Origin of the sequence: Pseudoclavibacter sp. VKM Ac-2888, from assembly GCF_015351285.1 — a bacterium.
Lineage (GTDB): Bacteria > Actinomycetota > Actinomycetes > Actinomycetales > Microbacteriaceae > Pseudoclavibacter.
The window spans coordinates 44437-66929 of record NZ_JADKSM010000004.1; the positions used below are offsets into that span (position 1 = coordinate 44437).

Below are 22493 nucleotides of genomic sequence, written 5' to 3' on the forward strand. Positions count from 1 at the left end.
CGACACCCCGATGTGCACTTGAGCTGAGTGTGCGTTATGCTTTGGTGTCGAGTTCAGCGCCCCAGGGGGTTGAGCTGCAGGCAGGCCGCCTTAGCTCAGTCGGCAGAGCGATTCACTCGTAATGAATAGGTCGCGAGTTCGATTCTCGCAGGCGGCCCCATCGCCCCTCCGCACTTCGGTGCGGAGGGGCTTTCGTCTTCTCCAGCGGCACCGAGTCGGCCGCGCTCCTCAGCGCGCCTCGCCTACGCTGATGAGATGCTCGAGCGCCGGCACCACCAAGACCCCGACCAGCACCCGCCCCTGGCATTCCCGGGCCTGCGCAGCCCGGTCCATCGCCTCGGCGAGGGGGAGGGGTTCGACTTCTCTCGCCGGGTGGCGGTCATGGCGATCGTGAACCGCACCCCCGACTCGTTCTACGACGATGGGGCGACTTTCGCGCTCGAGAGCGCCGTGGATGCGGTGCTCGCCGCCGAGCGGGCGGGAGCGGACATCGTGGACATCGGCGGTCAGCCCTTCGCGCCAGGTGAGGAGCTCTCCGAGCAGGACGAGATCAGCCGGGTGGTGCCCGTGATCCGTGCCGTGCGGGAGCGGACCAGCATCCCCATCTCCGCGGAGACCTACCGTGCACGCGTCGCCGAGGCGTGCCTCGAAGCGGGCGCAGGCATCATCAACGACACGAGCGGCCTCCGCGACGAAGACCTCGCGAGGGTCGTCGCGGGCTCGGGTGCTCAGCTCGTCATCACGCACAGCGTCGCGGCCCCGCGGGCGGAGCTCGCCCGGCCGCACTACGACGACGTGGTGGGAGAGGTGCGCTCGTTCCTGCAGGCACGGGCCGAGCGGGCCATCGAGCTGGGGGTCGGGGAGGACCAGCTCATCGTCGACCCGGGGCACGACCTCAACAAGAACACGCTGCACACGCTCGCACTGACACGGCACTTCGACGAGATCTCGTCGCTGGGCTTCCCTTCCCTCGCCGCGGTCTCCAACAAGGATTTCATCGGCGAGAGCCTCGACAGGCCGAAGCGGGAGCGGGTAGCCGGGTCGCTGGCGGCGGCCGTCGCGTGCATCCTGCTCGGCGCTCGCATCGTCCGCATGCACAACGTGCCAGAGGCGGTCGACGCGACCCGCATGACCGAGGCGATCCTCGGCCTCCGTGCGCCCGCGTACACGCGACACAACGTCTAGGGCGCCGCCAAGTTCGCACTCGACTCCCCACTGCCGTCCACGTCTGCGTGGCATGCTCTCAGCATGAACGCTCCATCATCGGCGATCCGCTCGCTGCTCGGTCCTGCGGGTGCCCGTGAGCAGCTCGACGACGAGCAGTTGCTCGCCCACTACGCCTACCCCGCGAACGGGGCGTTCCGGCTGAACTTCGTGGCGAGCGTCGACGGGGCTGCGATGGGCGGCGACGGCAGGTCGGGGAGCCTCGGCACCGCCGCGGACCATCGTGTGTTCGAGCTGCTGCGTCGCCTCGCGGACCTCGTGCTGGTGGGGGCTGGCACCCTTCGCGACGAAGGCTACGTGGGCCTTCGAGTCTCCGAGCCCTCCGTGGCCTGGCGCGAAGAGCGGGGGCGCCCCCCACATCCGACGCTGGGCATCGTCTCGAACCGTCTCGCGCTCGACCCGAAGCACGAGATGTTCGCGGATGCACCCGTACCGCCCATCGTGGTGACTCCCGTCTCCGATCCCGAGCGGCTCGCACCGTTCCGGGAGGTCGCGACCGTGCTCACCGTGCCGGAGCATCCGGAGCGCCCTGGAACCTTCGACGTCACCGAGCTCCGCGCCATGCTGCGCGAGCTGGGTCACACGGAGGTGCTCTGCGAGGGCGGGCCCTCGCTGTTCGGCGAGGTCAACGCTCAGGGCGCGTTCGACGAGCTCTGCCTGACGATCTCGCCGGCGTCGGTTGGTGGGCAGGGTGGGCGCATCACGCACTCGGAGACGCTTGCGCAGCACCCGCTCGCCCTTGCCGGTGTCCTGGAGTGCGACGACACGCTGCTGCTCCACTACCTCCGCTCTGCCGGCCTGAGCTGAGGGCTCGAGTCTCCCGCCTGCCCCGCCGAGCGCGCCAGCGGGCAGGAGGCCTCCCCGAATCCTCGGTCAGGCGCGGCGCCTGCGTCGCTTGGCTAGACTTGCAGCTTGCCGTGCCGTCGAACGACGACGCGGCCCCTCGTTCCGCCCGGAGGTGACATGGCCAGGTCAGGAAAGTCCCCGCGCTCAGTCGCCAGTCGCCTCGTCGGCTTCGCGCTGGCTGGCGTCCTCGCGCTCGGAGGGGGCTTCGCGGCCGGCGCGGCCGGGTTCGCAGCAGCAGCACCGGCGTTCGCCGGCACGTCCGAGGTCCTCCCCGCCAAGTCGCTCGGCGCGGTTCGCGAGGCACCCGTCGAGGCCACCGCCGCCGAGCCGATGCGAACCTGCTCCATCGAGGACGTGGCGAGCGCCGCAGGAGCCCTCGACTTCCACGGCGTGGTCGTCGACTCGCAGAGCGGCGAGGCGATCTACGAGCGCAAGGCGACGGACGCGGTGCCGACGGCATCCGTCATGAAGCTCCTCACCACGACCGCGGCCATGCAGGTGCTCGGCCCGGACTTCCGCATCCCGACACGCGTCTACGCAGGCAGCGAGCCGGGCTCGGTGGTCATCGTGGGAGGTGGGGACGTGACCCTCGCCTCCACCGACACCGGCGCGGGCAGCTACTACTCCGGCGCGACCGCGACGCTCGCCGACCTCGCCGCCCAGACCCGGACGGCCTGGGCGAGCGACCCGAGCCTCTCCGGCACGCCCCTCACCCAGGTGCTCGTCGACAAGTCGGCGTTCAGCGGGCCGGAGTGGCAGCCGTCGTGGTTGCAGGCGGACCGCACCGACGGCTACATCAGCCCGATCTCGGCGCTCATGGTCGACGGCGGACGCCAGAACCCGGCGAGCCTCGTCTCGCCCCGCACGGATGACCCGAGCGGCGCCGCCGCTGGCGCGTTCGCCACGAGGCTCGGAGCCGCGACGGCAGGCGCGAGCGGCACCGTGCCGGAGGGCGCGACGCTGCTCGCAGAGGTCTGGTCGCAGCCGGTCTCAGAACTCGTGCACTACGCCCTCATCGACAGCGACAACAACGTCGCCGAGATGCTCTCGCGGCTCGTCGCGATCGAGCAGGGTGTCGGCACTGACTTCGCCGCCATCCAAGCCTCGACCAGCCAGGCTCTGTCGACCCTCGGCCTCGACGCCGACGGCCTCGTCCTCGCGGACGGCTCCGGTCTGTCCGCCGACAACCGAGTTCCGCCCGAACTCGTCGCCGAGCTGCTGCAAGCCATCTCGCAGCCGGACATCGCCGCGTCCCAGATGCTCGACGACCTGCCCGCATCCGGCCAGACCGGCACCCTCCAGACGAGGCTCACCTCCCTGGGCGTCCCCCCAGGCGCCATCACGGCGAAGACCGGGTGGATCAACGAGGTCTACGGACTCGCCGGCTACATGACCGCCGCGGACGGCAGCAGGCTGACCTTCGCGTTCTTCGTCGTCGGCGCCGTGACGCCCGCCAACCGCGACGCGCTCGACAGCATCGCCGCCCGCGCCTACTCGTGCGGCGCATCCCTCGCCAACTGGTGAGCGACGAGCTGAGCGGGCGCGGATGCGTCTGACTCATCCAGGAACGCTGCGGCAGACTGGGGGCATGAGCCGCGCACTGCTGATCGTCGACGTCCAGAACGACTTCACCGAGGGTGGGGCCCTCGAGACAGCCGGTGGTGCCGCCGTGGCCGCTGGCATCACCGAGCACCTCGAGGAGCACGGCGAGGACTACGCGGTCGTCGTCGCCTCGCGCGACTGGCACGACGCCGACAGCGACAACGGTGGGCACTTCCACCCGCAGCCCGACTTCGTCGACAGCTGGCCGGAGCACTGCGTGGCCGGCACGCCGGGCGCCGACTACCACCCCGCGCTCGACACGAAGCTCGTCGACCTCCACATCTTCAAGGGGCAGGGCTCGCCGTCCTACTCGGCTTTCGACGGTGCCACCGCCGAGGGCGAGCCGCTCGCCGAGGCGCTGCGCGCTCGCGGCGTCGACCACCTCGACGTCGTGGGCATCGCGACCGACCACTGCGTGCGGGCATCCGCGCTCGACGCCCACCGGGAGGGGTTCACGGTGCGTGTCGTCGACGGCCTCACCTCAGCCGTGGCCGCAGCATCCCGCGCGGCGGCTCTCGACGAGCTGCGTGCCGCCGGCGTCACCGTCGAGTAGCGCTCCTGCCCGCGCGCGGGCCAGCTGGCCGGCTCAGCGGGGGAGGAGCAGCTGGTGCTGTGCGAGCTCCCGGTAGAGGGGGACCGTGTCGACGAGCTCGAGGTGCTTGCCGCGGCCGAGCACCTGACCGTGCTCGAGGACCACGATCTCGTCGCTGTCCACGACCGTCGACAGGCGGTGGGCGATGACGATGACGCTTCGACCCTCCGAGACCTTGTCGAGGGCGTCGCGCATGAGCCGCTCGTTGGCACCGTCGAGGGCTGACGTCGACTCGTCGAGCAGCAGGATGGGCGGGGCCGAGAGCAGGGCGCGGGCGATCGCGAGGCGCTGGCGCTCGCCGCCGGAGAGCATGACGCCGGACTCGCCGACCTGGGTGTCGAGCCGGTCGTCGCTGCGGTCGAGGACGTCCCCGAGGTTCACCTCGCGGAGTACCTCCTCGCAGGCGACGTCGTCGGCGTCCGGTCGGCCGAGGAGGAGGTTCTCGCGCAGGCTTCCGGCGAGCACGGGCGCGTCCTGCTGCACGTAGCCGAGCTGTGCGCGCAGCTGCTGCCGGTCGATGGAGCGGAGGTCCACGCCGCCGAGGCGGATGCTGCCACCCGTGGGGTCGTAGAAGCGCTCGAGCAGGGCAAGGGCCGTCGACTTGCCCGAGCCGGAAGGGCCGACGAGGGCGAGGCGCTCGCCGCGGCGCAGCGCGAAGCTGACGCCGTCGAGCACCAGCGGCGCCTCGACGCGCGCCTGAGCCCCGTCCTCCGCGAAGAGTCGAGCATCGGGGTCGGACGCGGCCCCCGTCATGGCCGCTGCCATGCCGCCGCGCGACGACTCTCGGCGGATCGTCTCGAGCCGCGCGGCTGCCCGCTCGCGAGCTGCCCGCGCGCGCACGACGTCCTCCGGGTAGTGGAAGGTGACGTCCTCGAACTCCACGGCGGGCGCGTCCGGTGCCCCGCGCTCGTTGGCCGGCCCCTCGAGGACGACCAGAGCCGCCTCGTCGCGGTCGCCTGCCCCCTCTTCGGGGATCGCGATGATCTCCTCGATGCGCCCGAGCGCGCCGAGGGCGGTGTTCACGGCGGTGAGGGCGCCGAAGAAGAGGCCGAGCGGCATGATCATCATGAACAGGAACATGATGAAGGCGATGAGGTTCGCGATGCTCAGCTCGCCTGCCGCCACGCGCAGGCCGCCGACGCCGAGCACCGCGATGAGCGCGCCCTGCATGGCGAAGCCCGCGACGGGCACGATGAACGCGGAGATGCGGGCCACGTCGAGGCCACGCTGGTAGGCGCCGACCGCGTCGGTGTCGACGAGGCGCTCCTCGCGTTCGGTCGCGCCGAACGCCCGCACGGTCCTGACCGAGGAAATGGCGCGTTCGACGGAGGCGGTGAGGTCGCCCACCTTCTGCTGGGCCGCGGCGCTGGCCTCGCGGATGCGCATCGACATGCCCACGACAAGCAGCAGGGCCACGACGACGACGGCGAAGGTGATGAGGAACAGGACGCCATCGAGCACGATCATCGCGACGACGGCACCGATGAAGGTGAGGGCGCCACCGATGGCTTCGACGAGTCCCTGCGTGAGCACGGCCCGGAGCATGGTGGTGTCGCTGCCCACGCGGGAGACGAGGTCGCCCGTCCTGCGGGCGTCGAACTCGGCGACCGGCAGCCGCAGGAGCTTCGCGACGAGGCGGCGTCGCGTGTTGAGCACGATCGACTCGCCCGTGCGCTGCAGGAGGAAGTGCTGGACCCCGTTGGCGATAGCGCCGATGACCACGGCGCCCACGAGCACCCACACGACCCAGGCGGCGATGGTGCCGACCTCGACCTGGCCGATGAGCACGTTCACGAGCAGCGGCTGGGCGAGGCTCAACGCCGAGCTGAGCACGCTGATGGCGATGATGCCCGCCAGCAGCGGCTTGTTGACGAGGAGGTGCGGGAGGAGCTGCTTGAAGGTCGCCCTCGGTGCGCCCGACGCCTCACGAGCCGGTCGCCCGGGGAATCCCCTGCGCTTCTTCTGCGCCGTCTCCCCGCTGCCAACTGCTCCTGCATCCACTGGCTTGTCGCCCAAACTCCTGGCCTTTCGCCCGCAGCGCGCCGAGATGCGCGCACGCCGATGGCGCGCAGTCGTGTGCGCGCACCCGCCAAGGGTACCCGCCCCGACCTGGGGCATCCGCCCCTCCCGGCCCGCTGGGCAGGCAGACGACAAGGGGCCGTGCATCCGCAGTGGATGCACGGCCCCCGCCGATGAGGCGCGGCGACTACTTCGTGTTGGTCACGTATGCGATGTCGCGGGTCTCCTTGGAGATCAGCAGCGCCACGAAGGTGAGGACCGCGGCGCCGGCGAGGTACACGCCGACCCAGAACGGGCTGCCGTCGCCGAACGCCCAGAGCGCGATGAAGACGGTCGGCGCGAAGCCGGCGCCGAAGACGCTCGAGAGGTTGTAGGCGATGGCGCTTCCGGTGTAGCGCACGTTGGCGGGGAAGAGCTCCGGGAGGACGGCGCTCATGGGGCCGAAGGTGAGGCCCATGAGCGTCATGCCGATGACGAGCATCCCCTGCGTGCCGATGAATCCGCCAGCGAGCAGCGGCGTCATGGCGAAGCCGAAGATGAAGATCGCGCCGGTGGTCCAGAGCAGCATCTTGCGGCGGCCGTACTTCTCGGCGAGCGGGCCGGAGACGAGCGTGAAGATGCCGAAGAAGACGACGGAGACGATGAGCATGATGAGGAACTGCTCGCGCATGTACCCGAGACCTGGAACCCAGGCGGACCGGTCGAACGCCTCGCCGGCTGCTTCCGCCTTCGCGGCAGCCTGCTCGGTCGTGGCCTTCGTGCCGAAGGACAGCGTGAACGCGGTCATCATGTAGAAGAGCACGTAGGTGGCGAGCATGATGAACGTGCCCAGGATGATCTGGCGCCAGCTGGTCTTGAACGCTGCGAACAGCGGAACCTTGGAGACCTCGCCTGCGGCGACGACCTTCTCGAACGCGGGCGTCTCGAGGAGGCTGATGCGCACCCAGAGGCCGACGATGACGAGGATGGCGCTGAGGAGGAACGGCACTCGCCAGCCCCAGGCGAAGAACGTCTCGTCGCTCATGAAGTGGGAGAGCAGCACGAAGAGCAGGTTGCCGAGGATGAAGCCGATGGGGGCGCCGAGCTGCGGGAAGGTGCCGTAGATGGCGCGCTTGTTCGCCGGGGCGTTCTCCGTGGCGAGGAGGGCCGCGCCGCTCCACTCGCCGCCGAGGCCGAGGCCCTGGCAGAAGCGCATGATGACGAGCAGCGTCGGCGCGAGGATCTCCCAGCCGGGCGTGAGCGCCGTCGGGAGGAGCCCGATCGCGAAGGTGGCGATACCCATCGTGAGGAGCGTCGCGACGAGGGTGCCCTTGCGGCCGATGCGGTCGCCGAAGTGGCCGAAGAGGATCGACCCGATGGGGCGAGCGATGAAGGCGACGCCGAAGACGGCGAACGAGGCGAGGAGTGCCGTCGTCTCGTTGTCGTTCGGGAAGAAGAGGGCCGGGAAGACGAGGCTCGCGGCGGTCGCGTAGATGTAGAAGTCGTAGAACTCGATCGAGGTTCCGACGAGGCTCGCGGTGAGGACCTTGCCGCGGGAGTTCTTGACCTCAAACTCCTCGACGGACGCTCCGGTCTTGGTCTTGCTGGGGGATGACACGTTGCTCCTGAGACAGCTGGCTCGCTGGTGAGTCGCGGTTTCGGTGCGGGTTGCGCGGTGCTTGAGCTCAGAGCAGCGGTGGGTGGAACGCGTCGGACCGTGCGGATGCGAGGTGGATTGACGCGTGCTCGGTCGGATGCTTGTGGCTTCCGGCCGAGACGAGGTTACACGTCATTCGTCGCTTTCGCTGGCCCACTACCCAATCGTGGGCCGCATGAGGTATGCGGTTCCGGCTGTGCTCAGCTGGCGGCGTCGTCGTTCGGCAGCTGGGGAAGCTCGCTCATGATGTGACCCATGCGCTGGACCTTGGTGGTCAGGTAGGCGAGGTTCGCGTCTTCACGCCCCACCTCGAGGGGCACGCGCTCCTCGACCGTGATGCCGTGCGCTTCGAGGGCCTCGGCCTTGGCGGGGTTGTTCGTGAGCAGGCGGATGCGGGAGATCTGGAGGTCATCGAGCATCCGGGCGGCTGCCGTGTAGGCACGGCTGTCGGCGGGGAGGCCGAGCGCGAGGTTCGCATCCACCGTGTCGAGCCCCTGCTCCTGCAGGGCGTAGGCGCGGAGCTTGTTGAGGAGTCCGATGCCGCGGCCCTCGTGGCCGCGGAGGTACAGCACGATGCCGCCGTCGCGACCGATCGCCTCGAGGGAGGCGTCGAGCTGCGGCCCGCACTCGCACTTCAGCGAGCCGAAGGCCTCACCCGTGAGGCACTCGGAGTGCACGCGCACGATGGCGCCGTTCTCGGGCTCACCGGAGATGATCGCGAGGTGCAGCTGCCCGTCGGCGTCGTCGGTGTACGCGCGGAAGCGCAGGACCCCGTGGCGCGTGGGGATCGAGGTCTCGGCCTCGAAGGTGACGGAGGAGGTGGGTGCGTCGCTCATGGAATCGCCTTCGCTCAACGACCGGTCAGGCGCGAGAGCGCGCCGAGTCGGTAGCCGAGGCCCCAGGCGAACACGCGCCAGACGGCCTCGACGATGATGTCACTCGACATCTTGGATGCGCCTTCCTGGCGTTCGACGAACGTGATGGGCACTTCGCTCACGCGAATGCCGGAGCGTTCGAAGAGCCAGGCCATCTCGATCTGGAAGCAGTAGCCGGCGCTCTTGATGCGGCTGAGGTCGAAGCCCTGGAGGAGGTCGACGCGGTAGCCGCGGTAGCCGGCGGTGATGTCGCGGATCTTGCTCTGCAGCAGCACGCGGGCGTAGATGGACGCGCCGCGGGAGAGGATCTGGCGCTGGAGGGGCCAGTTCTCGGTGCGCCCGCCGGGCATCCAGCGGGTTCCGATGACAAGGCCTGCGCCAGCATCGAGCGCGTCGATCATCTCCGGCAGTCGCTCGGGCGGGTGCGAGCCGTCGGCGTCGAACTCGAAGACGTAGGTGTAGCCGCGCTCGGCTGCGAGCGCGAAGCCCTCGAGGTAGGCGGTGCCGAGACCGAGCTTGCCGGCGCGGTGCAGCACGGTGACGCGCTCGTCGGCCGCGGCCATCTCGTCGGCCATGTCGCCGGTGCCGTCTGGGCTGTTGTCGTCGACGACCAGCACGTGGATACGCGAGTCCGCCCCGAGAACACGGTCCACGATGGAGCGGACGTTTTCGCGTTCGTTGTAGGTGGGGATGATGACGAGCGTTTCGGGCATTGCGTCATCCTAGCGCGGAGATTCGGCAGAAATGGTGCGATCAGCTGGGGTGTGGGAAGTGCCCAGCTCGCCTCTCAGGGAACTGGCGAGGTCAGCGTCTCGGCTTGGGGAAGCCGACGCGGGCGTAGACCTCGTCGAGCGTCGTGAGGGCGAGTTCGCTTGCCCGCTCTGCGCCGCGCTCCAGGATGCGGTCGAGCTCGGCGGGGTCGGCCAGGAGTTCGTTGGTGCGTTCGCGGATGGGAGCGAACGTCGACTCGACGAGCTCGGCGAGGCCCTTCTTGAGGTCGCCGTAGCCGCCGCCCGCATACTGCGCCGTGATCTCGTCGATCGACGACCCTGAGAGCACGGAGGCGATGGTGAGGAGGTTCGACACCCCTGGCTTGGTCTCGCGGTCGAAGCGGATCTCGCCGTCGGCGTCGGTCACCGCGCGCATGATCTTCTTGCGCGTGACCTTCTCGTCGTCGAGCAGGCGGAGGAGGCCAGCGTCCGACTCCGCCGATTTCGACATCTTGGCGGTTGGGTTCTGGAGGTCGTAGACCTTCGCGGTCTCCTTCATGATGTGCGGTTCCGGCACGACGAAGGTGTCGCCGAAGCGCGAGTTGAACCGCTCGGCGAGGTTGCGGGTGAGCTCGATGTGCTGGCGCTGGTCTTCGCCGACGGGCACGGACGCGGCCTGGTAGAGCAGGATGTCTGCGGCCATGAGCACGGGGTAGGTGAAGAGGCCGACGGTCGTCGTGTCTGCGCCGTACCGCTGCGACTTGTCCTTGAACTGCGTCATGCGGCTGGCCTCGCCGAAGCCCGTGATGGTGGACAGCACCCACTGCAGCTGCGCGTGCGCGGGCACCGCCGACTGCACGAAGAGGATCGACTTCTCGGGGTCGATGCCCGCCGCGATGTACTGCGCCGCCGTCACCCGAGTGCGCTCGCGCAGCGAGCTCGGTTCGAAGGGCACGGTGATGGCGTGCTGGTCGACGACGCAGTAGATGGCCGTGGAGTCCTCCTGCATGGGCACCCAGTTGCTGAGCGCGCCGATGAAGTTGCCGAGGTGGAGCGAGTCGGCGGAGGGCTGCATGCCGGAGAAGAGCACTGGCTTGGTCATCAGGAGATCCTCGAGGTCGTGCGGTTGGTCGTGCGAGTGGGGTGGGCCGGTGCGGGCGGATGCGGGGCGATGACCCCGGAGGTCAGAACGTGTAGTCGACGACGACGGGCGCGTGGTCCGACCAGCGGGTGTCGTAGCTGGCGGCGCGGTCGACGGCGTAGGAGACGGCGCGCTTGGCGAGCTCGGGGGTCGCGACCTGGTAGTCGATGCGCCATCCGGTGTCGTTGTCGAACGCCTGGCCTCGCTGCGACCACCACGTGTATGGGCCTTCGACCTCGCCGGTGAGCGCGCGGCCCACGTCGACGTAGCCGAGCCCGGTGCCGGTGCTGCCGTCTGCGCCTTCGACGCTCGCGCCGTGCTCGCCGAAGATGCGGTCGAAGTAGGCGCGCTCGCGGGGGAGGAAGCCGGCCCGCTTCACGTTGCCCCTCCAGTTCTTGATGTCGAGCTTCGTGTGGCCGACGTTGAGGTCGCCGACGATCAGCGAGTGGGCGCTGTGGGCCTGCAGCTCGGGGAGCCTCGCGCTCATGGCGTCGAGGAACTTCCACTTCTCGTCCTGCTTCGGGGTGTCTGCCTCGCCGGAGTTGACGTAGCAGCTCACGACCGTGAGCGGGGTGCCGTCGATGTCGAAGTCGGCTTCGAGCCAGCGGCCCGCCGAGTCGAAGTCGTCCGGGCCGAGCTCGGTGCGGACGGCGCTGATCGGGATTCGGGAGGCGATGGCGACGCCGGCGCGACCCTTCGCGGTCGCCAGGTGGTCGTGCAGGTCCCAATCGGACGTGTCGATGAGCTTGTGCAGCTCTTCCGTGGGGGCGCGAACCTCCTGCAGTGCCAGGATGTCGACCTCGCGTTCGGCGAGCCACTCGCCCATGCCCTTCTTGTAGGCGGCACGGACTCCGTTGACGTTCACTGACGCGATGCGAATGGTTCTTGGCATGCGCTCGAGTCTAGACGGGACCACCGACACGGGCACTCGGCGTCGCCGGTCGCCTGTCCCCTGGCGCCCCTCAACTGGGGCGCGTCGTCTAGACGCGTCCGCCTTGGAAACGGCGTCGCTGCGCCTCGGCTTCGATCCTGCGCTGCTCACGCAGGAGAGCCCGGTACTCGGCCATGGCCTTCCACCGGAAGAACCGAGGTGCCGCGTTGAGTCGCTCCCGAGACTCGATCACCTGGGTCGCGATCTTCTCGCGCTCTGCACGGAGGATCGTGTCGGACGATTCCTCGCGGGCCTCCTTGGCGGTGAGGAGCCTCGGGGAGGCACCGATGTCATCCATCGTCACCTTGACCCACGCCGCGGTGAGCAGGAGCACGGTGCAGAGCAGGTTGAGGAAGATCATGAGGCCGAGGAGCACGGCGAAGGACGCGACGAGCGGATTGCTCGTGGCGCCGCCGATGAGGGCCGTCGAGACCTGCTTCAGGATTCCGATGATGATCGCCCCGAGGAAGGCGGCGAAGAACAGTGAGCGCGTGGGGATGCGCAGGCCGGCGAGGATGCGGAGGATGCCGGCCAGGACGACGGTGTCGAACGCGAGGAGGATGAGGACCGTCACGATGCGGATGACGACGAGCGCGAATCCGCTCGACTCGTCGATGCCGACCGTCTCGAGCAGCGACGAGAGGAAGGTCGAGGAGAGCACCGTGAGCGCGGTCGAGATGGCAAGGGCCACGGCGAACGCGAGGAGGAAGCCGAGGTCGATGAGCTTCTGGACGACGAAGCTCCGCTTGGTCGCGACGGGGACGTCGAAGATCGTGCGGATGCCCGTGCGCGCCTGCCCGAGCCAGCCGAGCGCGGTGCCGAGGGTACCGATGAGGGCGATGGCGCTCGCCCAGCCGAAGGCGCCCGTGCTCTCGAGGAGGCTCGGGTCGATCGCGCCCTGCTCGCCGATGAGTCCGGGCAGGGACGAGTTGAGCACTCCGATGAGCCCGTCGCGGAGCTCGGTGTTCGTCGCGAGGAAGATGCCGGCGACAGAAAAGAGTAGCCAGATGCCAGCGAAGATGGAGAAGATAGCGGAGTAGGCCATGCCGCCGGCCAGCACTGAGGCACTTCTCGCCCCGAAATGGGCGAAGACTCGGGCGGGGCGGGTAGCTTGGGCCCAGGCGATCAGTGCTTGCATGCGCTCGCCGAACGGCGCCTCCGGGGGGAACTTCGGAAACGGCGGCGCGAAAGTGGAACTGCGCGAACTCTTGGTTGAGTCTTGCTCGGTCACGGTCGAAGCCTACGTTGCTGTGCCGATACGCTGTCTGAGTTACCAGCACGAAGGAGTTGCTATGAAATACACGGGGTTTGGCGTCGGGACCGGCGTCGCTTTCGGTGAAGTCCTGCGCATGCCTGATCCGCTCCCCGAACCGGCCGACGAGCGCGCCACCGGCGACGCCGCGACCGAGTACGAGCGTGCGATCGCCGCACTCCGTGAGACCGGCGAGGCGCTGACCGCTCGAGCAGCGACCGTCGACGGCGCGGCGAAGAACGTGCTGGAGTCGCAGGCCATGATGGCTGCCGACCCGTCGCTCGCCGACAGCATCAAGGCGGCCACCGAGGGTGGCAAGACCGCCGAGCGTGCCGTCTTCGAGTCCTTCTCCTCGTTCGCCGAGATGCTCAAGAGCCTCGGCGGCTACCTGGCAGAGCGCGCCACCGACCTGGGTGACGTCTCGCAGCGCGTCATCGCCCTGCTGCGCGGCGTTCCTGCACCCGAGGTGCCGTCGAGCGACACCCCGTTCATCCTGGTCGCGCACGACCTCGCGCCCGCCGACACAGCCAAGCTCGACCTGTCGAAGGTGCTCGCGCTGGTCACCCGTGACGGCAGCCCGAAGGCGCACACCGGCATCCTGGCGGCCGAGAAGGGCCTCCCCGCGGTCGTCGCGGTCAAGGAGGCCGACAGCCTCCGCGACGGCGAGACCATCGTCGTCGACGCGGCCAAGGGCCAGGTCATCACCGAGCCGTCCGCCGAGCGCATCGCGGAGGCCCAGGCCGAGATCGACCGCGTCGCGGCGATGAAGGCCGCTCCGGTCGAGCCGGGCGAGCTCGCCGACGGCACGCCCGTGCAGATCCTCGCGAACATCGGCAAGCCCGTGGATGCGGAGCGCGCGGCAGCGCTCGGCGCCGAGGGTGTCGGCCTGTTCCGCACCGAGTTCCTCTTCCTCGACAGCGACACGGCCCCGTCGGTGGAGAAGCAGACCGCCGACTACACGGCGGCGCTCGCCCACTTCCCCGGCAAGAAGGTCGTCGTGCGCGTGCTCGACGCCGGTGCCGACAAGCCCCTCGCGTTCCTCACCGAGGCCGACGAGCCCAACCCGGCACTTGGCCTTCGCGGCATCCGCGTCCTCATGAAGAAGGAGCAGATCCTCCGCGACCAGCTCCAGGCGCTTGCCAACGCGCAGGCTGCGACCGAGGCGAAGGTCTGGGTCATGGCTCCCATGGTCTCCGACGCGCACGAGAGCGAGCACTTCACGGCGCTGGCTCGCGAGTACGGCCTCATGACGGCTGGCAGCATGATCGAGGTTCCCTCGGCTGCGCTCCTGGCCGAGCAGATCCTGGAGACGAGCGACTTCGTCTCCGTGGGCACCAACGACCTCACGCAGTACACGCTTGCGGCCGACCGTCTCCTCGGCAGCGTCGCGGCGTTCCAGGACCCGTGGCACCCTGCCGTGCTGCGCCTCATCGAGCGCATCGGCGAGGCGGGTGAGCACCACCAGAAGAACGTGGGTGTGTGCGGCGAGGCCGCGGCCGACCCGAACCTGGCGATCGTGCTCGTGGGTCTCGGCGTTCGCTCGCTCTCCATGGCTCCTCCCGCGTTCGTCGAGGTCCGCGCCGCGCTCAAGCGCGTCACGCTCGAGCAGGCGAAGGAGATCGCGCACCTCGCGATCTTCGCGAAGTCGGCCGAGGGTGCGAAGGGGCGCGTCGTCGACGCGCTCGCGACGCGTGGTGTCATCACGACGGCCGTGCCGGTCGTCGAGGCGTAGGCCTCACTCTGCAGGCGCTGCCGGTTCACCGGCGGGCGTCGCAGGTGTCGAGCGGGGCGCATCCGGATTCTTCCGGATGCGCCCCGCTTCTGCGTGCGCGGGGTTCCGCATCCGACGGCTCGGCGCTATAGTTGTACACAATCTAATAACGACGGAGCGTGCATGCCTGATCCCGGCCCCGTGGCCGCTCTCGAACGCGTCACGGTGCGATACGGGGCGGGTGCGCCAGCGCTCGACGGCATTGACCTGCAGATCCGGCGGGGCGAGATCCTCGGCATCGTGGGGGAGTCCGGCGCCGGGAAGTCGACGCTGCTGCGGCTCCTCGATGCCGACGATACGCCGAGCGAGGGGACGGTGCTCATCGAGGGCGCCGACCCGTCTGCGATGCGCGAGCGCGAGCGTCGTGGCCTTCGCCGCCGAATCGGGATGGTCTTCCAGAGCTTCAACCTGCTCGCGAACCGGACGGCGCGGCAGAACGTCGAGCTCCCGCTGCGGCTCCAGCGGCGCAAGGATCCGGCGTTCGTCGACGAGCTGCTCGACTACGTGGGTCTCGGCGATCGCGGTGGCGACTACCCGGCTCAGCTCTCGGGCGGGCAGAAGCAGCGCGTCGCCATCGCACGCGCGCTCGTGACGCGGCCGCCGCTGCTGCTCTGCGACGAGCCGACCTCGGCGCTCGACGAGCGGACGACCAGCGACATCCTGCGGCTGCTCGCCTCGACGCGCGAGGATTTCGGCACGACCATAGCGCTCGTCACCCACGAGCTCGCCGCAGTCAAGGCCATCTGCGACCGGGCCGCGATCCTCGACCGGGGCCGCCTGCAGGGCATCGTCTCGGTCGAGCACAGCGCGCGCGACGACCGCGGCTCCTACGCCGAGCACGCGAAGCGGATGCTCGAGTCGTGATGGAGCTCATCGACAGCATCGTCTCCTCCCTGACCGGCAACGCCGACGCGATCGGCCAGGCCCTCGCCGAGACCGGGTACATGCTCGTGTTCTCGCTCGCGGCGGCGGTTGTGCTCGGGCTACCGCTCGGCGTCCTCATCTACCTGACGCGGCCGGGTGGGGTGCGCGAGCATCGTGGTCTGTGGCGGATCGCCAACCTCTACGTCACCGTCGTCCGGTCGTTCCCCTTCCTGCTGTTCGTGGTGTTCCTCATCCCGCTCACGCGCCTCGTGTTCGGCACGACGTTCGGCACGCAGGCGGCGACGTTCCCGCTGTGCTTCGTGGGCGTCGCGATCTACGCGCGCCTCGTCGAGCAGATCCTGCTGGAGGTGCCCTCCGGTGTGATCCACGCCGCCAGGTCCATGGGCGCCGATACCGGGCAGATCATCACCCGCTTCCTGTTCGTGGAGGCGCGCAGCGGGCTCGTCTACGCGCTCACCTCGGCCGCCATCAGCCTGCTCTCGTACTCGACGGTGCTCGGTGTCGTCGGGGGCGGAGGGCTCGGCGACTTCGCCCTGCGCTACGGGTACCAGGAGTACGACTACCCGCTCATGTACACGACCATCGTCATCGTCATCGTCTGCGTGCAGCTCCTCCAGACCGGGGGCCACCGGCTCTCGGTCGCCCTCGACCGCCGCTGACTCCCCGTCGGACGACGCCCATCCGCCTCCCGCACGACCCGAAAAGGAACCAACCGCCATGAGACTCCGCCTCCGCTCGATCGGCGCCGCACTGGCTGTCGGCTCCCTCGCCCTCCTGACCGCAGGGTGCTCTCCGTCCGCCGGGGAAGCGGGTGGCGACGTCGTCACGATCAAGGTCGCCGCGACGGTCACGCCCATGACGGATGTCGTCGAGGCGGCGGCCGAGGTCATCGAGAAGGGCTACGAGATCGAGCTGGTGCCCGTCTCGGACTACGTGCAGCCGAACGTGCTCGTCGAGAACGGCGAGATCGATGCGAACTTCGTGCAGTTCGTGCCCTTCATGGAGGAGTTCAACACGAAGAACGACGCCTCGCTCGCCGGGGTGAAGCCGATCTACTCGACGGTCGTGGCGTTCTACTCGAAGACCCTCAGCTCGCTTGACGAGCTGCCGCAAGGCGGCAGCGTGGTCATCCCGAACGACAGCGCGAACGCGGCACGTGCCCTGCAGCTGCTCGCCGACCAGAGCATCATCACGCTCGACCCGAGCGTCGAGCGGTTCACCGCGAAGGTCGCCGACATCACGGAGAACCCGCGCGAGCTGACGATCACGCAGGTCGACCTGCTGCAGCTCAACACGGCGTACGAAGAGGCGGATGCCGTCTTCAACCTGCCCTCGTTCGCGCGCCAGCTGGGGCTGACGCCGGTCGACAACGGTCTCGCCGTCGAACAGGACCCTCAGTTCGCCGTGACGCTCGTCACGCGCGAGGACAAGCTCGGAACGCCCGAGATCGCGGCGCTCGAGAAGGCGTTCACGAGCGACCACGTGCGGGAGACGCTCGAGTCGCTTGACGTGCCGCCGGCGTTCTAGATATCCCGCGAGCGGGCGGGCGCCACGAACTTGCGCAGCAGGATCGAGGCGTTGTGCCCGCCGAAGCCGAAGGAGTTCGAGAGCACGGTTCGGATGCGCGCGGGGCGGGCCTCGCGCGCCACGACGTCCAGCTCTGGGAACTCGGGGTCGTCGAGGTTGAGGGTCGGTGGAATCAGGGAATCGCGCATGGTGAGCAGCGAGATGACGGCCTCGAGCGCGCCCGCGGCGCCCAGCAGGTGCCCGGTCGCGGACTTGTTGGCGGTGACGGGCACCTCTCCGAGGCGGGCGCCGAGCAACTCGCGCAGGGCGGCGGTCTCCATGGCGTCGTTCAGCGGCGTGCTCGTGCCGTGCGCGTTGACGTGGTCGAGCCGGCCGGTGCTGAGCTTCGCATCGTCGAGGGCGGAGCGCATGGCGGCGATCGCGCCGCTCCCGTCCGGCCTCGGCGCCGTCGGATGGTAGGCGTCCGACGTCGCACCGTATCCCGCGATCTCGCCCAGGATCTCCGCGCCCCGTGCAAGTGCGCTGGTCTCTGACTCGACGAGGAGGGCGGCCGCTCCGGCCGACATGACGAAGCCGTGGCGTCCGCGGTCGAAGGGCCTGCTGGCAGTCTCGGGCGCATCCTCGTGGCCGAGCGCGAGGGCGCCGAGCGTGGCGTTCACGGCCAGGTTGACGCGGTTGAGGCAGTCGTCGGCCGCGACCACGAGCACCGCGTCGGCGTAGCCGTGTCTGATGGTGCGCATCGCCTCGCCGAGCGCGACGGTGCCGCTGGCACACGTCGCCGAGAGCCCGGCACTCGCCCCGCGCGCGCCGTAGCGTTCACTGAGGTACGCGGCTGCCGCGTCGGGGCCGCCGTACACGACGACGCCAGGCGGCACCCGGCGAGGGCCTGAGGCATCCAGGACGCGCGCGGCATCCTGGGTGAGCGAGACGGGTCCCGAGCCGGTTGCGATGGTGACGGCGAATCGGCTGGCATCGAACGGCAGGGCGCCAGTGGCGATGCCCGTAGCGCGCATCGCCTCGTCCGCCGCCGCGACGGCGTAGTGCGCGTGCCGGTCGAGTCTCGCGATGTCCCGCTTGGGGAGGTGGGAGGCGGCGTCGAAGCCGCGCACCTCTCCGGCGACGCGCACGGCGAGGTCGGAGGCGTCGACGCCGGCGATGAGGCCGATGCCGCTCTTGCCGGAGACCAGCGACGACCAGGTGCTCGCCACGTCGAGCCCGTTCGGCGTGACGGCTCCCACGGCGGTGACGACGGCGCGGTTCATAGCCGGTCCGCGTCGCCCGAGTCGACGAGCTCGAGCACGGCGGCGCGGCGGATCTTCCCGCCGGCGGTCCTCGGCAGGACGCGGGCACGGTAGAGGCGGTGGGGGACGAACTGCGGCGCCAGGTGCGCACGCAGGTGCGCGAGCATCCGCGCCTTGGCGGGCAGCGACTCCGCCTCGCCCTCGACGACGACCGCCACGATCGAGCCGAGCGTGGCGTCTGGGAGGGCGACGGCACAGCACTGCTCGCAGCCGGGCAGGGATGCGAGCGCGCGTTCGACCTGGGGCAGGGACACCTTGTGGCCGCCGGAGACCGCGACGTCACCTGCACGGCCGAGCAGCTGGATGCGCCCGCCCGCGAACGAGGCGAGGTCGCCGACGCTGGCCCAGCCGTCGGCATCCGTGATGCGCTCTGCGCTCGTCGCGGCGAGGTAGCGCTCGACGGCTGAGCCGACCCTGATGTGGAGCGTGCCCGTCTCGCCGGTGGGCACCTCCGCACCAGATTCGTCGCGCACGCTCACCTCGACGCCGCCGAAGGGAGTGAGGCTCGTGCCGTCGCCCGCGTCGCTGTACCCGATGAAGCCGATCTCGGAGGCGCCGTAGTAGCTGCGCAGGTGCGCCGTCGGGAGCGTCTCCTCGAAGCTGCGGCGGATGTGCTCCGGCTGGTTCGCGCCGCCAGTGATGACCTCGAGCAGGGAGCCGAGCGGCTGCTCGGTGCGACGTGCGGCCTGCAGGATCGCGAGCAGCATCGCGGGCACGCCGACGAGGCGCTCGACGCGGTCGGTCGAGATGGTCCGCGCGGTGGCCTGCGCGTCGAAGCGGCTCTGCAGGAAGAGGGAGCCGCCAGTCGCGAGGACCTCGACGAGCGCGTAGAGCGTGAGGCTGTAGGAGAGCGGGCCCGGTGCGATCGTCGAGCGGCCGTCCTCGACGCCGAGGTACCTGCGGCTGATGTCCACATTGTGGTCCCAGCTGCCCCGGGTGCGCAGGAAGCCCTTGGGGAGGTCGGTCGTGCCCGAGGTGAACAGCAGAAGGAACGGCTCGTCGCGGGGTCGGACCTCGGGGCCAGGCGCCGAGTCGCCTCGCTGAGCGAGGGCATCCGCCGCCACCGAGTCGAACGCGGCGAGGGAGGCGACGGTTCCGGCGAAGGAGGAGGCCCTGAGGTGCGCTTCGAAGTCGGCATCGTCGGTGATGACGAGTGCCGGTTCGACGCGCTGCAGGATCTCGAGGCGGTGCTCGAGCGGCCACAGCGGGTCGAGGACAGCGGCGACGGCCCGGAAGCTGATGGCGCCGGTGAGGAGCCGCGCCGCGTCGATCGCGCGCGACAGCGAGACGGCCACGATCGGCACGCCGCGCGTCTCGGCGGATGAGGCGCCAAGTGCCACGGGCACGGACGAGCCGAGGAGGGTCTCCACCCCCGCGCGCACCGCTGCGCACGAGCGGGAGAGCTGACGGTAGGTGAGCCGTTCGCCGTCGCCGGCGAGCGCGATGCGATCGGGCCTGCGGGCGGCGGTGTCGATGAGCGTGCGGGTGAGTGGCACCAGTCGAGTCTAGGACGTGCCCCTGGCCGGCTGCGTGGGGAGCCAGCCAGGGGCACGTCGATCGGGTGGCTAGTCGAGCCCGCCGCGGAAGCGAGTGATGTACGCGGCGTGGTCGGCGAGCTCCTGGGTGACGCGCTCTGCCGACCAACCGGCCGCATCCGCCGCGACGGCCGCTGACTCCTCGGCGACGGAGACGGCGAGGTCGCCCTCGAGGCCGACCATCGTGCGCCGATGCAGGATGTCGCTGAGGTGCACGGCGCTCTCCTGCTCGATGGCGAACACGATCTCAGCGGCGACGATGGCGGAGGGGCCTTCGCCGATGACCGCCGCGAGCTGCGTCCTCTCCGCGGCGAGGGCGGCGATCTCGAGGGCGCGGGCGCCGTAGACGCGGACGAGGCGGTCGGAAATCGCCTCGTCCCACGGGAGCTCGCGTCTGAGGTTCGTGCGCCGCAGGGACGTGCTCGGCCACTTGCTCCAGGATGCGCCGGGCAGGGCGGCCTTGGCCGCGCCGGAGGCGGGCAGCTTCCGACCGAGGAGCTTGTCGGCGATGAGGTCGACGGTCTCCTTCGCGAGGCTGAGGTGCGGGGTGAGCTTGCCGCCGACGATGCTCACGAGGCCCAGGCGGTCGTCGTGGGCGGTGATGATGTGGCTGCGCGAGATGGCACCGGTCTTGGCGGCGTCGACGAAGGGCAGGGGGCGGACTCCGGTGTAGCTGTAGAGCACGTCGGCCTTGGTGAGCTTCGCCTGTGGGATGACGAGGTTCGTCTCCTTGAGGATGTACTCGACCTCCGCCGCGGTGCCGCGCGCCTTGCCCGGGTCGCCGTCGAAGCGGTCGTCGGTCGTGCCGATGAGGTACTTGCCGTTCCAGGGGATGACGAGGATCGCGCGGTTGTCGGTGAACGCCTCGTAGTAGATGGTGGCGGTCGGGGCGCCCGGGAACTCGTCGACGACGAGGTGCGTGCCGGTGGTGCCGCCGATCTGCCGCTTCACTCCCGCGGGCAGGGAGAGCTCGTCGAGCCAGGGGCCTGCCGCGTTGACGACGGTCTGGCCGCGCACCGTGAAGCGCTCGCCGCTCGTCAGGTCGGTGGCCTCCACTCCGGTCACGGCGGTGCCGTCGCGGACGAGGCTGTCCACGCTCGTGTAGTTCGCGACGCGCGCGCCAGCGTCGCTTGCGCTCAGGATCGTCTCGAGCACGAGTCGCTCCGGGTACGCGATCTGCGCATCGTAATAGTGGAGTCCGCCGCCGAGGCCTCTGCGGCGGAGGCCGGGGAACTCGGTGGCGAGCTCCTTCACGCCGAGGTGCCGATGCGACGGCAGCGATTTCTGGAGGGAGAGCACGTCGTAGAGGATCATCCCGATCCGGAACATCCAGCCGGGGAGGTGATTGTGCTTGTAGAGCGGCACGATGAAGGGCATGGGCTCGATGAGGTGCGGCGCGATGTGGAGGAGGGCCTCGCGGTCGTGGAGCGACTCGTAGACGAGGGGGATCTCCCCGTGCTCCAGGTAGCGGAGGCCGCCGTGGATGAGGCGGGAGTTCCAGGCGGACGTGCCCTCGCCGAAGTCGCTGCGTTCGAGGAGGGCGATGCTCAGGCCGCGCATGGCGGCTTCGCGGGCGACGGCGGCGCCGTTGATGCCGGCGCCGACGACGATGACGTCGAAGGTGCGGCTCGCGAGTTCGCGTGGGCTCGCACGCGGGAGTCCGCGGTGGAGGGAAGTGCTCGGCGTCGTTGCCATGGTGCTCCTGACCCGGTCGTGCGGCCAGGCCGCGAAACGAAGTTGTACGTACATGTTCGCACAGGATTAGACTTGCGGCGAGTGCGCTGCTGAGAGTGTGCTCGACGACCCTGAACGCCACGACTACGGAGGAACAGCGATGACGCTGCCAGCCATGATGATCGGTCACAGCTCGAAGTCCTACGCGACCCTCGCCGACACGCGAGCCTGGGTCGCCGAGGTCGTGGGCGAGCTGAGGGGGAGTCCCCGCAGCGGCGACGGCATCTTCCTCTGCACGCCCGACCCGGTCATCTCGATCGCAGGCAACGGGCTCGACGAGATCGGAGCACAGGTCGGGGCGCAGGATGTCTCGCCCTTCGGTCTCGGGGCCTTCACCGGCGAGACGGCGGCCGAGGTGCTGTCGGAGGTCGGTGCGACGCTGGTCATGGTCGGGCACCCCGAGCGCGCGAAGCTCCTCGGCGAGACCCTCGCCGACGTGCGACAGAAGTGCCGTGCCGCGTCCGACGCGGGAGTGGTCCCCATCCTGATCGCCGGGGAGCCGGAACGGGGTGAGGCGGCCAGGTCGATCATCGACCGGCAGCTGACGGAGGCGTTCGCGGATGTTCCCGGCGACCGGCCGATCGTCGTCGCCTACGAGCCGAGCTGGGCGATCGGGCAGCCCGAGCCGGCCCCCGGCGACTACGTGGCGGCCACCATCGCGCATATCCGCGGGCAGCTCGCCGGTCGCTCGGGGGACGTGCGCATCCTCTACGGCGGCAGCGCCGGGCCGGGGACCTTCGCCGCCATCTGGGATGCCGCGGAAGAGCTCGGCGCGGGGCACCCCGATGGCGTCTTCCTCGGACGCTTCGGCCTCCGGGCGGCAGGCTTCCTGGAGACCGTCCGCGAAGTGCGAGCGGTGCAGGACCAGCTGGCGAGCAATGCGCCGCGCATCGATCGCGGGTAGGGTGCTGG

At 69.9% G+C, this 22493-nt stretch carries 19 protein-coding genes and 1 tRNA gene; 10 read left to right on the top strand and 10 right to left on the bottom strand.

All coding sequences use genetic code 11. The features are described from left to right. Nucleotides 1–84 precede the first annotated feature (84 nt). The 5 genes from ITJ61_RS18510 (at nt 85) to ITJ61_RS18530 (ending at nt 4225) form a co-directional block, all read left to right on the top strand. Nucleotides 85–160: transfer RNA gene (locus ITJ61_RS18510), tRNA-Thr, on the top strand. Nucleotides 161–255: 95 nt separating this feature from the next. Beyond that, on the top strand, nt 256–1185 hold the full coding sequence (gene folP / locus ITJ61_RS18515) for a dihydropteroate synthase (RefSeq protein ID WP_104299712.1): 930 nt from the start codon (nt 256–258) through the stop codon (nt 1183–1185). Nucleotides 1186–1248: 63 nt separating this feature from the next. Next, entirely contained in the window at nt 1249–2031 is a 783-nt protein-coding gene (locus ITJ61_RS18520; protein WP_194687092.1) for a dihydrofolate reductase family protein, read from the top strand. A 156-nt stretch (nt 2032–2187) separates the two neighbouring features. Next, nucleotides 2188–3594, top strand: coding sequence for a D-alanyl-D-alanine carboxypeptidase/D-alanyl-D-alanine-endopeptidase (dacB, locus tag ITJ61_RS18525; protein ID WP_194687093.1), 1407 nt, complete (start codon nt 2188–2190; stop codon nt 3592–3594). Nucleotides 3595–3658: 64 nt separating this feature from the next. Then, the gene (locus ITJ61_RS18530) at nt 3659–4225 is read left to right on the top strand and encodes an isochorismatase family protein (protein ID WP_194687094.1); all 567 of its coding nucleotides are present in this window, start codon (nt 3659–3661) and stop codon (nt 4223–4225) included. A gap of 33 nt (nt 4226–4258) precedes the next feature. Here ITJ61_RS18530 and ITJ61_RS18535 read toward each other — a convergent pair whose 3' ends face one another. The 7 genes from ITJ61_RS18535 to ITJ61_RS18565 all read right to left on the bottom strand — a co-directional run bounded on the left by ITJ61_RS18535 (nt 4259) and on the right by ITJ61_RS18565 (nt 12714). Then, the gene (locus ITJ61_RS18535; RefSeq protein ID WP_228497213.1) at nt 4259–6280 is read right to left on the bottom strand and encodes an ABC transporter ATP-binding protein; all 2022 of its coding nucleotides are present in this window, start codon (nt 6278–6280) and stop codon (nt 4259–4261) included. A gap of 190 nt (nt 6281–6470) precedes the next feature. Then, nucleotides 6471–7880: an MFS transporter gene (locus ITJ61_RS18540; RefSeq protein WP_104243140.1), complete on the bottom strand. Its 1410-nt coding sequence runs from the start codon at nt 7878–7880 to the stop codon at nt 6471–6473. 239 nt (nt 7881–8119) lie between these two features. Continuing rightward, nucleotides 8120–8755, bottom strand: coding sequence for a GTP cyclohydrolase II (gene ribA / locus ITJ61_RS18545; protein WP_104243138.1), 636 nt, complete (start codon nt 8753–8755; stop codon nt 8120–8122). Between the two features lie 14 nt (nt 8756–8769). Continuing rightward, complete coding sequence (locus ITJ61_RS18550; protein ID WP_104341844.1) at nt 8770–9507, bottom strand: polyprenol monophosphomannose synthase; 738 nt, start codon at nt 9505–9507, stop codon at nt 8770–8772. 91 nt (nt 9508–9598) lie between these two features. After that, nucleotides 9599–10606 carry a tryptophan--tRNA ligase gene (trpS, locus tag ITJ61_RS18555; RefSeq protein ID WP_194687095.1) on the bottom strand — a complete coding sequence of 336 codons (1008 nt, stop codon included), beginning with the start codon at nt 10604–10606 and terminating at the stop codon, nt 9599–9601. A gap of 82 nt (nt 10607–10688) precedes the next feature. Continuing rightward, nucleotides 10689–11537 carry an exodeoxyribonuclease III gene (locus ITJ61_RS18560; protein ID WP_104306006.1) on the bottom strand — a complete coding sequence of 283 codons (849 nt, stop codon included), beginning with the start codon at nt 11535–11537 and terminating at the stop codon, nt 10689–10691. A gap of 88 nt (nt 11538–11625) precedes the next feature. Next, entirely contained in the window at nt 11626–12714 is a 1089-nt protein-coding gene (locus ITJ61_RS18565; RefSeq protein WP_228497214.1) for a YihY/virulence factor BrkB family protein, read from the bottom strand. Nucleotides 12715–12868: 154 nt separating this feature from the next. Here ITJ61_RS18565 and ptsP point away from each other — a divergent pair, with 154 nt between their 5' ends. The 4 genes from ptsP (at nt 12869) to ITJ61_RS18585 (ending at nt 17011) form a co-directional block, all read left to right on the top strand. Further along, nucleotides 12869–14560: a phosphoenolpyruvate--protein phosphotransferase gene (gene ptsP, locus ITJ61_RS18570; protein WP_104243127.1), complete on the top strand. Its 1692-nt coding sequence runs from the start codon at nt 12869–12871 to the stop codon at nt 14558–14560. Between the two features lie 162 nt (nt 14561–14722). Beyond that, the gene (locus tag ITJ61_RS18575) at nt 14723–15463 is read left to right on the top strand and encodes a methionine ABC transporter ATP-binding protein (protein WP_194687097.1); all 741 of its coding nucleotides are present in this window, start codon (nt 14723–14725) and stop codon (nt 15461–15463) included. Then, the gene (locus ITJ61_RS18580; protein WP_104243123.1) at nt 15463–16143 is read left to right on the top strand and encodes a methionine ABC transporter permease; all 681 of its coding nucleotides are present in this window, start codon (nt 15463–15465) and stop codon (nt 16141–16143) included. Before ITJ61_RS18575 ends, ITJ61_RS18580 begins: the two co-directional genes overlap by 1 nt. Before the next feature lie 58 nt (nt 16144–16201). Next, entirely contained in the window at nt 16202–17011 is an 810-nt protein-coding gene (locus ITJ61_RS18585; protein ID WP_104341841.1) for a MetQ/NlpA family ABC transporter substrate-binding protein, read from the top strand. On the opposite strand, the gene ITJ61_RS18590 is transcribed toward ITJ61_RS18585, so the two are convergent. The 3 genes from ITJ61_RS18590 to ITJ61_RS18600 form a co-directional block, all read right to left on the bottom strand. Beyond that, a complete protein-coding gene (locus ITJ61_RS18590) occupies nt 17008–18273 on the bottom strand; it encodes a beta-ketoacyl-[acyl-carrier-protein] synthase family protein (RefSeq protein WP_194687098.1) in 1266 nt (421 codons plus the stop codon). The two genes, ITJ61_RS18585 and ITJ61_RS18590, sit on opposite strands and share 4 nt — an antisense overlap. Continuing rightward, a complete protein-coding gene (locus tag ITJ61_RS18595; protein ID WP_194687099.1) occupies nt 18270–19808 on the bottom strand; it encodes a class I adenylate-forming enzyme family protein in 1539 nt (512 codons plus the stop codon). Before ITJ61_RS18595 ends, ITJ61_RS18590 begins: the two co-directional genes overlap by 4 nt. 69 nt (nt 19809–19877) lie before the next feature. Beyond that, a complete protein-coding gene (locus ITJ61_RS18600) occupies nt 19878–21542 on the bottom strand; it encodes a glycerol-3-phosphate dehydrogenase/oxidase (RefSeq protein WP_194687100.1) in 1665 nt (554 codons plus the stop codon). 139 nt (nt 21543–21681) lie between these two features. Between ITJ61_RS18600 and ITJ61_RS18605 the strand changes: the two genes are divergently transcribed. Beyond that, the gene (locus ITJ61_RS18605) at nt 21682–22485 is read left to right on the top strand and encodes a triose-phosphate isomerase family protein (RefSeq protein WP_194687101.1); all 804 of its coding nucleotides are present in this window, start codon (nt 21682–21684) and stop codon (nt 22483–22485) included. Nucleotides 22486–22493 lie beyond the last annotated feature (8 nt).

Bases quoted from the DNA above. Each gene is read 5' to 3' on its own strand.
- folP (WP_104299712.1), top strand. From the start codon at position 256: ATGCTCGAGCGCCGGCACCACCAAGACCCCGACCAGCACCCGCCCCTG.
- ITJ61_RS18520 (WP_194687092.1), top strand. From the start codon at position 1,249: ATGAACGCTCCATCATCGGCGATCCGCTCGCTGCTCGGTCCTGCGGGT.
- dacB (WP_194687093.1), top strand. From the start codon at position 2,188: ATGGCCAGGTCAGGAAAGTCCCCGCGCTCAGTCGCCAGTCGCCTCGTC.
- ITJ61_RS18530 (WP_194687094.1), top strand. From the start codon at position 3,659: ATGAGCCGCGCACTGCTGATCGTCGACGTCCAGAACGACTTCACCGAG.
- ribA (WP_104243138.1), bottom strand. From the start codon at position 8,755: ATGAGCGACGCACCCACCTCCTCCGTCACCTTCGAGGCCGAGACCTCG.
- ITJ61_RS18550 (WP_104341844.1), bottom strand. From the start codon at position 9,507: ATGCCCGAAACGCTCGTCATCATCCCCACCTACAACGAACGCGAAAAC.
- trpS (WP_194687095.1), bottom strand. From the start codon at position 10,606: ATGACCAAGCCAGTGCTCTTCTCCGGCATGCAGCCCTCCGCCGACTCG.
- ITJ61_RS18560 (WP_104306006.1), bottom strand. From the start codon at position 11,537: ATGCCAAGAACCATTCGCATCGCGTCAGTGAACGTCAACGGAGTCCGT.
- ITJ61_RS18565 (WP_228497214.1), bottom strand. From the start codon at position 12,714: ATGCAAGCACTGATCGCCTGGGCCCAAGCTACCCGCCCCGCCCGAGTC.
- ptsP (WP_104243127.1), top strand. From the start codon at position 12,869: ATGAAATACACGGGGTTTGGCGTCGGGACCGGCGTCGCTTTCGGTGAA.
- ITJ61_RS18575 (WP_194687097.1), top strand. From the start codon at position 14,723: ATGCCTGATCCCGGCCCCGTGGCCGCTCTCGAACGCGTCACGGTGCGA.
- ITJ61_RS18580 (WP_104243123.1), top strand. From the start codon at position 15,463: ATGGAGCTCATCGACAGCATCGTCTCCTCCCTGACCGGCAACGCCGAC.
- ITJ61_RS18585 (WP_104341841.1), top strand. From the start codon at position 16,202: ATGAGACTCCGCCTCCGCTCGATCGGCGCCGCACTGGCTGTCGGCTCC.
- ITJ61_RS18590 (WP_194687098.1), bottom strand. From the start codon at position 18,273: ATGAACCGCGCCGTCGTCACCGCCGTGGGAGCCGTCACGCCGAACGGG.
- ITJ61_RS18600 (WP_194687100.1), bottom strand. From the start codon at position 21,542: ATGGCAACGACGCCGAGCACTTCCCTCCACCGCGGACTCCCGCGTGCG.
- ITJ61_RS18605 (WP_194687101.1), top strand. From the start codon at position 21,682: ATGACGCTGCCAGCCATGATGATCGGTCACAGCTCGAAGTCCTACGCG.